The sequence below is a fragment of the Streptomyces sp. NPDC091281 genome (genome assembly GCF_044757425.1).
In the GTDB taxonomy this organism is placed as follows: domain Bacteria; phylum Actinomycetota; class Actinomycetes; order Streptomycetales; family Streptomycetaceae; genus Streptomyces.
In genome coordinates this window covers 17,179-26,733 of record NZ_JBIVUY010000005.1, presented here as the reverse complement: position 1 = coordinate 26,733, position 9,555 = coordinate 17,179, and the positions used below count along the sequence as shown (strand labels likewise).

The window sequence follows — 9,555 nt, the reverse complement described above, 5'->3', positions numbered from 1 at the left end:
GCCCCGGCCACCGGGGACGCGTCAGGCCGCCACGGCGATCGACTTGTGCTCGACGTACTGGGTGAGGCCGACGGCGCCGAACTCGCGGCCGACCCCGCTGGCCTTGTAGCCGCCGAAGGGCGCGTCGAAGCCGGACGGCGCCCCGTTGACCACGAAGGTGCCGGTCCTGATCCGCCGGGCCACGGCCAGCGCGCGCCGCGGGTCGCCGCTCCACACCCCGCCGCCCAGGCCGTACGGCGAGTCGTTCGCGATGCGGACCGCGTCCTCCTCGGTCTCGTAGGGGATGAGGACGAGAACCGGGCCGAAGATCTCCTCGCGGGCGATCCGCATCGCGTTGTCGACGTCGGCGAAGACGGTCGGCCGGACGTAGTTGCCCCCCTCCAGCCCGGCCGGCGCGCCGGGGCCGCCCGCGACCAGGCGGGCGCCCTCGTCGAGGCCGGAGCGGATGTAGGACTCCACCCGGTCCCGCTGCGCGGCGGTGACCAGCGGTCCGACGAAGTTCGCGGTGTCGGCCGGGTCGCCGACGGTCAGTTTCTCCACGGCCGCCGCGACCGCGCCGACGACCTCCTGGTAGCGGGAGCGCGGCACCAGCAGCCGGGTGTGGGCCACGCAGGACTGCCCGTTGTTGGTGAACGCCATGAACGGCACGGCCGCGACCACCGCGTCGAGGTCGGCGTCGTCCAGGACGATCGACGCCGACTTGCCGCCCAGCTCCAGACTGACCCGCTTGAGCTGCTCACCGGCGAGCGCCGCGATACGGCGTCCGGCGCGCGTCGAGCCCGTGAAGGCGACCTTGTCGACGCCCGGGTGGGCGACCAGGTACTCGCTGGTCTCCCGGTCGGCGGGCAGCACGCTGACGACGCCCTCGGGGAATCCGGCCTCGGTGAACAGCTCGCCCAGCAGGAGCCCGTCCAGCGGTGTCTCCTGCGCGGGCTTGAGCACGACCGTGCAGCCCGCCAGCAGCGCCGGAACCACCTTGACCAGCGCCGACTGGTGCGGCGCGTTCCACGGGATGACCGCGGCGACGACCCCGACCGGCTCCCGCCGGACCAGCGAACGGGCACCGGACGGGCTCGTGACCTCCTCCTCCCAGCCGAAGCCCTCCGACGCCCTCAGATAGGCGCCCGTCTGCTCGGCGAGCGCGCCCTGGAGCGAGCGGGTGAACCAGGCCGGGGTGCCGTTCTCCGCCGTGATCAGCGCGGCGATCTCCTCGGCGCGCGCCGCGTGCAGCGCGTCGAAGCGGGCCACGACCGCCCGGCGCTCCGCCGGGGACAGCCGCGGCCACGGACCCTCGTCGAACGCGCGCCGCGCCGCGGCGACCGCCGCGTCGACGTCGGCCGGGCCCGCCTGCGCGGCGCGGCCGACCAGCGACCCGTCGTGCGGGGAGCGGACCTCGATCCGCGCGTCGACGGAGGGGGCGGCCCAGTGGCCGCCGATGTAGAGCTGCTCGTAATCGGTCATGACGCCTTCTCGTACAGGCCCCGCGGCACGACGGGCCGCCGGGGGAGAGGGGCCGGGGCGGGGGGGAAGACCGCACACCCGACATCAAGGAAGTAGGTGGTTACCTACTTATTCGACCGTAGGCCCGTCCGGGTGACTTTGCAAGTGGGTGCCTACTTACTTACAGTGGGCGCATGGCACGCAACGCGGACGAGACCCGGCGCAAGATCCTGGAGGCCGCCACCGACGAGTTCGCCCGGCACGGCATCGCCGGTGCCCGCGTCGACCGGATCACCACCACGGCGGGCGTCAACAACGCCCTGCTGTACCGCTACTTCGGCAGCAAGACGGACCTGTTCGACACCGTCTACAGCCGCCTGGTCACGGAGATCGTCGACGCCGTCCCCATCGACCCCGCCGACCTGCCGGGCTACGCGGGCCGCCTCTACGACTACTACGAGGCGCACCCCCAGGTGGTCCGCCTCACGGCGTGGCGGCAACTGGAACGGCCCGAACTGGCCCAGCCCCAGGTGGTCGAGGACGCCCAGCGGGAGAAGGCCGCCGCCATCGCCCGCGCCCAGCGCGAGGGCCTTGTCCCCGGCACGCTGGCCCCCGAGGAGTTGCGCGACCTCATGGTTCTGCTCTCGCTCGGCAACGCCCCCGTGGTGCCCGGCGCGGCCACGGACGCCGAGCGGGCCCGGCGCCGCGCCACAGTCGTCGCCGCCGCCACCGCCGTCCTGCGGATGTGATCCGCCCCGACCGGGCCACCCGTGCCGATTCCGGAGCGCCCAAGACCGACAACGGAGCATCGATGACCGATTTCGGAGCGCCCATGACCGACCCCCGAGCCTCCACGGCCGAACCCGCGGCACCCATGGACGTCGTCGTGTTCGGCGCGTCCGGCATGGTCGGGCACGGCGTGCTCCACGCCTGCCTGGAGGACCCCGGCGTCGCCCGCGTGATCGCCGTGGGCCGCCGCCCGCTGGGCGTCAGCCACCCCCGGCTCACCGAGATCGTCCACCAGGACTTCGCGGACCTGTCACCCGTCGCCGACCGGCTCACCGGAGTGACCGCCTGCTTCTACTGCCTCGGCGTGTCCGCCGCGGGCCACACCGAGGCCGCGTACACCCGCGTCACCCACGACTTCACCCTGGAGGCGGCCCGCACCCTCCTCGCCGCCAACCCCGGCCTCACCTTCACCTACGTCTCCGGCGAGGGCACCGACAGCACCGAGCGCGGCCGGACCATGTGGGCCCGCGTCAAGGGACGCACCGAGAACGCGCTGCTCGCCCTGCCGATGGACGCCTGGATGTTCCGGCCCGGCTACATCCGGCCCCGCCGCGGCGCCGTCTCCCGCACCCGCGCCTACCGCGTCGTCTACGGCCTGACGTCCTGGCTGTACCCCCTGCTGCACCGCCTCGCCCCCGGCCACACCACGACCACCGACCACCTCGGCCGCGCCATGCTCGCCGTCGCCCGCCACCCCGGGCAGGCCGACCGGAGCGAGCGCGTCCTGTACAGCCGGGACATCAACCGCCTCGGCGAACCCTGAGCGGGCGGCGCGGCCCGCCCCGGCCGCGCCTCACCGCCAGCCGTACCGCTCCCGCAGGCGCAGCACCACCGAGTTGAACCGCATGCGGTCCAGCGCGCAGGCCTCCCTGCGCATCCCCCGCTCGTGCAGCCGCAGGACCCGGTCGACGGCCACCCACGAGTCGCGGCCGGACCGGTCCCAGGGGCCGCTGCCGATCGGCACCCACTCGCGGTCGCCGTCGTGCCGCCTGCTGGAGAGCTGCACGGCGAGCAGGGTCCCGGCCGCCTCGCGGGCCACGACCAGGACCGGCCGGTCCTTGCCCCGCCCGTCGTTCTCCTCATAAGGAACCCACGTCCACACGATCTCGCCGGGATCGGGGTCGCCGTCGTGCGCGGGCGCGTACTCGGTACGCACCCGGCCGACCTCGCGGGGGTCCGCCTCGGTCGTCGCGGAGGGGCCGGAGCGGCCCGGGACGTGTCCGTCGGTCGATGTCGTCACGGGGGCACCCTAGACCGCGCCCCCGCGACCCGACCGCGCGGACCGTTCAGCCCACCGGGGAGTCGGTCGTCAGGGGCTCCGGCCAGCGTTCGTACCAGCGGAGTTCGTCCTCCAGGCGCGCGGCGAGCGCGATCAGCAGCGGCTCGCTGTGCGCCGGGCCGAGGAGCTGCGCCCCGACCGGCAGGCCGTCCGGCGTGAACCCGGCGGGCACGTTGACGCCGGGCCAGCCGAGGACGTTCCACGGCCAGGCGTACGGGCACGCGGCGATGATCGCCCGGTCGGTCGCGAACCCGCCGAGGTGCGCCATCGCCCCGATCCGGGGCGGGGGAGCGGCCGTCGTCGGCGCGAGGACGACGTCGTACGTCTCGAAGAAGCGGCCGATCCGGCGGTGCAGGACCGCCTCCGCGCGGCGCGCCGCCCGCAGCGGGGGCCCGCTGAGCAGCCGGCCGAGGCGGGCGGCCTCGCGGGTGCGCGGGTCGAGGAGTTCGGGGAACGGGGCGTCCGCCACCCACTCCGCGATCCCGGCGGTGGCCCGCGGCACGAAGGTGAGCCCGATCTGCCCGTACGGCGGGTTCGCCTCCTCGACCGTGTGCCCCAACGCGGCGAGTCTCGCCGCGAGTTCGACGACCGGGCCGCGCACCTCGGGGTGCAGCCGGGCCGGGACCGCGGTGAACGGCGGCTTCAGCGCGAGCGCGATCCGCAGCCTGCCGGGGTCGCGGCCCACCGCCGCCGAGGCGTCCACGGCGGGCGGCCGGTGCGGGTCGAGGGCGTGGTTGCCGCTGGACGCGTCGAGCAGGAGGGCCGCGTCGGCCACCGTACGGGCCAGGGTGCCGTTGACGGTGATGCCCTGGAAGGCCTCCCCGCGCGGCCAGGTCGACACCCGCCCGCGCTGCGGCTTGATGCCGACCAGGTGCGTCCAGGAGGCCGGGATACGGACCGAACCGGCGCCGTCCGAGCCCAGCGCGGCCGGGACCAGGCCCGCCGCGACGGCCGCCGCCGACCCGCCCGAGGAGCCGCCGGGGGTGTGCCCGGTGTGCCAGGGGTTGCGGGTGTCGCCGAAGGCGTGGCCCTCGGTGAACGGCCACTGCCCCAGCTCGCACGCGTTGGTCTTGCCGACGATCACCGCGCCGGACGCGCGCAGCCGCCGTACCGCCTCCCCGTCCTCCGCGACCGGGGGATAGGCGCCCGCGCAGCCGAAGGCGGTGGGCTCGCCCGCCACGTCCATGTCGTCCTTCACCGCGACCGGCACCCCCAGCAGGGGCCTGCGGGCACCGGACGCCAACTCCCGGTCGGCGGCGTCGGCTTCGGCGAGGGCGGCCTCGGCCCGGACGATTCGGAAGGCGTTCAGGGTGCCCTGCGTCGCCTCGATCCGCGCCAGGGCGCGTTCGACCAGCGTGCGGGAGGACACCTCACCGACGGCCAGCGCCCGCGCGGTCTCCGTCAGGCCTGCGGAACGGTCGAGCGTCATTGCGGGACACCTCCGGGAGCACGTTGTCTACCGAACGGTAATCTCTGGTGGCCCGCAGGGGAACGTTCCGCGCGCGACGGCGGGTTGCCGTCGGCCGCGACGCCTGACGCATCGTCAGGCGCTGTGCGTGGGACCCCCGTCGGTGTCCGGCGGGCCGTCCTCCGGGCGGGGCCACGGGCGTCCGCCGATCGCCTCGATGCCGTTGTTGAAGCGCTGGAGATAGGTCGCGAACGCGGCGATGTCCGCCTCCGGCCAGTCGGCCATCACCCGGTCCAGGACCTCGACGATCCCCTCCCGCTCCTCGTCGAGCAGGCGCCCGCCCTCGGCGGTGAGCCGGAACTTGCGGGCCATCCCGCCCGCCGGATCGGGGATGCGCTCCAGCAGGCCGCCGCGCACCGCCGCCGCGGTCTGCCGGTTCAGCGTGGAGGCGTCGAGCGCGAAGGCGTCGCTCAACTCCCCGATGGACAGGGGCCCCTGGACCCGGATGCGGCTCAGCAGGATGTAGGCGCTGCGCTCCAGCACGGCGTCCAGGCGGCGGCCCCCGCGACGGCTGAGGAAGGTGTGGCGGCTGAGCAGCATCTGCTCGTACTCGACCTGCTCCGTGGGCCGCGCCGGGCCCCGCGTCCGCCGCGTGTGTCGGGTGTCCGCCGTGTCCGCCGTCCGTCCCGTGTGCCGCATCCGCCCGCGCCCTCCGTCCGTACGAGCCGCCCGTCCGTACGGCCGCGCGGGGCTCGGGTCGGCGGCCGTTCCATCCTTGCACGCGGCCGTGCGGCCACCGCGCAGCGTGCTTGATGCATGCCATATGTATGATGCACATCCACTGTCATGCACGCCCACTGTCCTCTCCCGCCGTCCGCGGCGTCGAGACATCGAGGAGTCCGCCCATGGACGCCCCCCAGCCCGCCTCCCGAGCGGGCGGCGTGGTCGCCACGCTCGCGCTCGCCGGCATCACCGCCGCGATCATGCAGACCCTGGTCACCCCGCTCATCGCCGACCTCCCGGAGATCCTGGACACCTCGGCCTCGAACGCCGCCTGGGTCATCACGGTCACCCTGCTCGCCGCCGCCGTCTGCGTGCCCGTCGTGGGCCGCCTCGGCGACCTGGTCGGCAAGCGGCCCATGCTCCTGGTCTGCGCGGTGCCGCTCGTCGTGGGCTCGGTGGTCTGTGCGCTCGCCTCGGACGTGGTCACGATGATCGTCGGGCGCGGCCTCCAGGGCATGGGCATGGGCGTGGTCCCGCTCGGCATCGCCCTGCTGCGCGACGTCGTCCCCGCCGAGCGGCTCAGCCCCTCCATCGCGCTGGTCAGCGCCTCCATGGGCATCGGCGGCGGCCTCGGCCTGCCGGTCGCCGCCGCGGTCGCCCAGTACGCCGACTGGCGGGCGCTGTTCTGGGGCGCCGCCGCCCTCGCCGTCCTCGTCACGGCGCTGATCTGGTTCCTGATCCCCGACGTGCCCGCCGCCGCCCGGGGTCAGCGCTTCGACCTGCCGGGCGCGCTCGGCCTCGGCGTCGGCCTGGTCTGTCTGCTGCTCGCCGTCTCCAAGGGCGCCGACTGGGGCTGGGGTTCGGGCACCACGCTCGGCCTGTTCGCCGCGGCCGTCGTGACCCTCGTGGCCTGGGGCTTCTGGGAGATCCGCACCACCGACCCGCTGACCGACCTGCGGACCACCGCCCGCCCGCGCGTGCTCCTCACCAACCTGGCGTCCGTCTTCGTCGGCTTCGCCATGTACGCGAGCATGCTGGTGATGCCGCAGCTGCTCCAGTTCCCCGAGGCCACCGGCTACGGCCTCGGCCAGTCGATGCTCGCCGCCGGTCTCTGGATGGCGCCCGGCGGCATCATGATGATGTTCGTCTCCCCGCTGGGCGGGCGGCTCACCAATGCCCGAGGCCCGAAGGTCACCCTCGTCAGCGGCGCCCTCGTCATCGCCGCCGGGTACGGCCTGTCGATGGTCCTCATGGGCTCGGCCTGGGGCCTGATGGTCGTCGGCATCGTCATCAACAGCGGCGTCGGCCTCGCCTACGGCTCCATGCCCGCGCTGATCATGGGCTCGGTCCCGCTCTCCGAGACCGCCGCCGCCAACGGCTTCAACACCCTCATGCGTTCCCTCGGCACCTCGGTCGGCGCCGCCGTCATCGGCGTGATCCTCGCCCAGATGACCACCACGCTCGGCGGCCGGACCTTCGCCTCCGAGGACGGCTTCCGCACCGCGCTGCTGGTCGGCGGCGCCCTCGCGCTGGTCTCGGCCGCCATCGCCGCCGCGATCCCCGCCGCCCGCCCGGCCCCGGCAGCCCCGGTGGGCGACCGGGCGGCGGACGAGCCGGAGCAGGCCGCGGTCTGAACCACCGGAGGCGGCCTCCGGCCCTCCCGCGCCGCCGCCCGCTCCCGAGCGGGGCGGCGGGCCGGTCAGGGGGCCGGGGCCGCGTCCGCCCGCATCAGCACGCAGTCGAACTCGATCACCCGCCCGGTGGTCGCCTCGCGGGTCACCGGGTACATCCCGGTGATGCCGAACCCGGCCGCCTCGTACGCCGCGACCGCCTCGCCCATGCCGGGGCTGCCCTCGTAGAGCCGCAGCACGGCGACCTCGGACTGCATCCCGGCGAACTCCCCGATCCGCTTCCCGGCCCCGGCGAACACTTCCAGGTCGTAGCCCTGGGTGTCCATCTTCAGGAAGGGCCGGGGGTCGTCCAGGCCGGCCAGCGCCTCGTCGAGCACCTGGTCGAGGCGGCGGACGCGGATCTCCTCGGTGTCCCGCGTGGTGAAGCGGCTGTAGCGGTCGCGGCCGTAGTCGCTGGCGTCCAGCAGGGAGTTCATGGTGTTCCAGCCGGTGTGGATCTCGGCGGTCGTCTCCTCCCGGCCGAGCCCGTAGCGGTACGTGAACCAGTCCGGGTCCCCGGCCGCCGCCTCCTCCAGCCGGGCGAAGGCCGCCGAGGTCGGCTCGAACGACACGATCCTGCCCCGGTACCCGGCCCGGCGCAGCCGCCGCGCGTACTGGCCGTGGTTCGCCCCGACGTCCAGGACGACGTTCACGCCGTACAGGTCGAGCATCGCCGCCACGTGCCAGGAGCACAGGTGCTCGGCCGCCGCCAGCTGCACCCCGCGCTCGTCGCCGCGCGCGGCCCGGTCCAGGAGCAGTGTCGCCCCGGTCCGCCCGAGCCGTACGGTGCTGTGGCCGCCGCCCGGCGCCGCGGCCTTGCCGCGCCGGACGACCCAGACACTGTCGCCCACGGTGGTCACCGCGGGCGGACGCGGGGACCGGGAGACCAGCGCGGTGCCCGGAGCGAGGTCCGTCACCCGAACGCCGAGGCGCGGCATCAGCCTCAGGAGTCGTCGATAGAGGGTCTGCATCCGGCCAGCCCTATCAGACGGGACGGGGTGCGGTCGCCGGGTTCGACGTCATTCGTCACACCGGTAACCAGCTTCTTACGTCCCCTTCTCGGCCCCGACTCCGCGCGCCCCGCCTTGACCTGGAGAACACTCGAACGCATAGCGTCGTCGGAGTCGGAGAGCGCGGTCGGCGCGGAACCCGGAACCGGTGGCCGGAAACCCCGGCGCGTCGGCGTGCCGACCCCATGACCCGGTGCTCCCGAGGCCGGAACCCCCGTGCCCCCGACCCCAGAACCCGTGAACGGAGACCGACATGCGTGTGGGCGTACACATCAACCGGTTCGGCGGTCCCGGCGGCGGACCCGCCCCCGCCGCCGAACTCGCCGCCGCCGGGGCGGCCGCCGAGGCGGCGGGCGTGAGCCGGCTGTCGGTGATGGACCACTACTTCCAGATGGAGTTCAACGGCGGCGCCGAGGAACCCATGCTGGAGGCGTACACCACCCTGGGCTTCCTCGCCGCCCACACCTCCACGGTCCGGCTCGGCGCGCTGGTCACCGGGGTGACGTACCGCCACCCCGGCCTGCTCGCCAAGATCGCCACGACCCTCGACGTGCTGTCCGGCGGCCGGGCCTGGCTGGGCATCGGGGCGGCCTGGTACGACCGTGAGCACGCGGGCCTCGGCGTGCCGTTCCCGCCGCTGGCCGAGCGGTTCGAACGGCTGGAGGAGACCCTGCTGATCGTCCGGCAGATGTGGGACCCGGAGCGGAACGGGCCCTTCGAGGGCCGTCATCACCGGCTCGCCGAGACGCTGTGCGTGCCGCCGCCGGTCAGCACACCGCACCCCGAGATCCTGATCGGCGGCGGAGGCGAGCGCAAGACGCTGCGGCTCGTCGCCCGCTACGGCGACGCCTGCAACCTGTTCGCCTCCACGCCGGAGGAGGTCCGCCACAAGCTGGACGTGCTGCGCGGCCACTGCGAGACGGAGGGCCGCGCCTACGACACCGTCCTCAAGACCCTCACCTACTCGGGCGAAGCGGCCGACGCGGAGGACCTCGACGCCTTCCGCAAGGAGATCGCCGGGTACGCCGGGCTGGACATCGACACCGTCATCCTCGGACCGCGCCGCGCGGAGACCTCCGGCTGGATCGAGCGGTTCGTCGCCCCCGCGGTACAGCACCTCGCCGACCTGCGCTGACCGACCTGCGCTGACGGGTTGGGCGGGCGGGGGCGCGACCATGACGAAGGGGCCCGGAGCGGAAGGCTCCGGACCCCTTCGGTCCCCCTGTGCGCGTCACA

9 protein-coding genes are annotated in these 9,555 nt (G+C 74.5%); 4 read left to right on the top strand and 5 right to left on the bottom strand.

Annotated features, from left to right (window positions below):
- Positions 1 to 21: 21 nt before the first annotated feature.
- Positions 22 to 1,461: an aldehyde dehydrogenase gene (locus ACIQPQ_RS14790; RefSeq protein ID WP_401303660.1), complete on the bottom strand. Its 1,440-nt coding sequence runs from the start codon at positions 1,459 to 1,461 to the stop codon at positions 22 to 24.
- A gap of 173 nt (positions 1,462 to 1,634) precedes the next feature.
- Between ACIQPQ_RS14790 and ACIQPQ_RS14785 the strand changes: the two genes are divergently transcribed.
- Complete coding sequence (locus ACIQPQ_RS14785) at positions 1,635 to 2,189, top strand: TetR family transcriptional regulator (protein WP_401303659.1); 555 nt, start codon at positions 1,635 to 1,637, stop codon at positions 2,187 to 2,189.
- Between the two features lie 83 nt (positions 2,190 to 2,272).
- On the top strand, positions 2,273 to 2,992 hold the full coding sequence (locus tag ACIQPQ_RS14780; protein ID WP_401303657.1) for an epimerase: 720 nt from the start codon (positions 2,273 to 2,275) through the stop codon (positions 2,990 to 2,992).
- A 30-nt stretch (positions 2,993 to 3,022) separates the two neighbouring features.
- Here the strand turns inward: ACIQPQ_RS14780 and ACIQPQ_RS14775 are convergent, their stop codons facing one another.
- From ACIQPQ_RS14775 to ACIQPQ_RS14765, 3 genes are all read right to left on the bottom strand, one after another.
- Positions 3,023 to 3,469: a type II toxin-antitoxin system PemK/MazF family toxin gene (locus ACIQPQ_RS14775; protein ID WP_383778702.1), complete on the bottom strand. Its 447-nt coding sequence runs from the start codon at positions 3,467 to 3,469 to the stop codon at positions 3,023 to 3,025.
- Positions 3,470 to 3,515: 46 nt separating this feature from the next.
- The gene (locus tag ACIQPQ_RS14770) at positions 3,516 to 4,937 is read right to left on the bottom strand and encodes an amidase (RefSeq protein ID WP_401303655.1); all 1,422 of its coding nucleotides are present in this window, start codon (positions 4,935 to 4,937) and stop codon (positions 3,516 to 3,518) included.
- A gap of 114 nt (positions 4,938 to 5,051) precedes the next feature.
- Positions 5,052 to 5,516: a MarR family winged helix-turn-helix transcriptional regulator gene (locus ACIQPQ_RS14765; protein ID WP_401304504.1), complete on the bottom strand. Its 465-nt coding sequence runs from the start codon at positions 5,514 to 5,516 to the stop codon at positions 5,052 to 5,054.
- Between the two features lie 305 nt (positions 5,517 to 5,821).
- Here ACIQPQ_RS14765 and ACIQPQ_RS14760 point away from each other — a divergent pair, with 305 nt between their 5' ends.
- Positions 5,822 to 7,273, top strand: coding sequence for an MFS transporter (locus ACIQPQ_RS14760; RefSeq protein WP_383778700.1), 1,452 nt, complete (start codon positions 5,822 to 5,824; stop codon positions 7,271 to 7,273).
- A gap of 65 nt (positions 7,274 to 7,338) precedes the next feature.
- On the opposite strand, the gene ACIQPQ_RS14755 is transcribed toward ACIQPQ_RS14760, so the two are convergent.
- Complete coding sequence (locus ACIQPQ_RS14755) at positions 7,339 to 8,280, bottom strand: FkbM family methyltransferase (protein ID WP_401303653.1); 942 nt, start codon at positions 8,278 to 8,280, stop codon at positions 7,339 to 7,341.
- A gap of 292 nt (positions 8,281 to 8,572) precedes the next feature.
- Between ACIQPQ_RS14755 and ACIQPQ_RS14750 the strand changes: the two genes are divergently transcribed.
- A complete protein-coding gene (locus tag ACIQPQ_RS14750; protein WP_401303652.1) occupies positions 8,573 to 9,454 on the top strand; it encodes an LLM class F420-dependent oxidoreductase in 882 nt (293 codons plus the stop codon).
- Positions 9,455 to 9,555: the final 101 nt, after the last annotated feature.

Coding starts and splice junctions, on each gene's coding strand:
- ACIQPQ_RS14770 (WP_401303655.1), bottom strand. CDS start 4,937: ATGACGCTCGACCGTTCCGCAGGCCTGACGGAGACCGCGCGGGCGCTG.
- ACIQPQ_RS14765 (WP_401304504.1), bottom strand. CDS start 5,516: ATGCTGCTCAGCCGCCACACCTTCCTCAGCCGTCGCGGGGGCCGCCGC.
- ACIQPQ_RS14785 (WP_401303659.1), top strand. CDS start 1,635: ATGGCACGCAACGCGGACGAGACCCGGCGCAAGATCCTGGAGGCCGCC.
- ACIQPQ_RS14780 (WP_401303657.1), top strand. CDS start 2,273: ATGACCGACCCCCGAGCCTCCACGGCCGAACCCGCGGCACCCATGGAC.
- ACIQPQ_RS14750 (WP_401303652.1), top strand. CDS start 8,573: ATGCGTGTGGGCGTACACATCAACCGGTTCGGCGGTCCCGGCGGCGGA.
- ACIQPQ_RS14755 (WP_401303653.1), bottom strand. CDS start 8,280: ATGCAGACCCTCTATCGACGACTCCTGAGGCTGATGCCGCGCCTCGGC.
- ACIQPQ_RS14760 (WP_383778700.1), top strand. CDS start 5,822: ATGGACGCCCCCCAGCCCGCCTCCCGAGCGGGCGGCGTGGTCGCCACG.
- ACIQPQ_RS14790 (WP_401303660.1), bottom strand. CDS start 1,461: ATGACCGATTACGAGCAGCTCTACATCGGCGGCCACTGGGCCGCCCCC.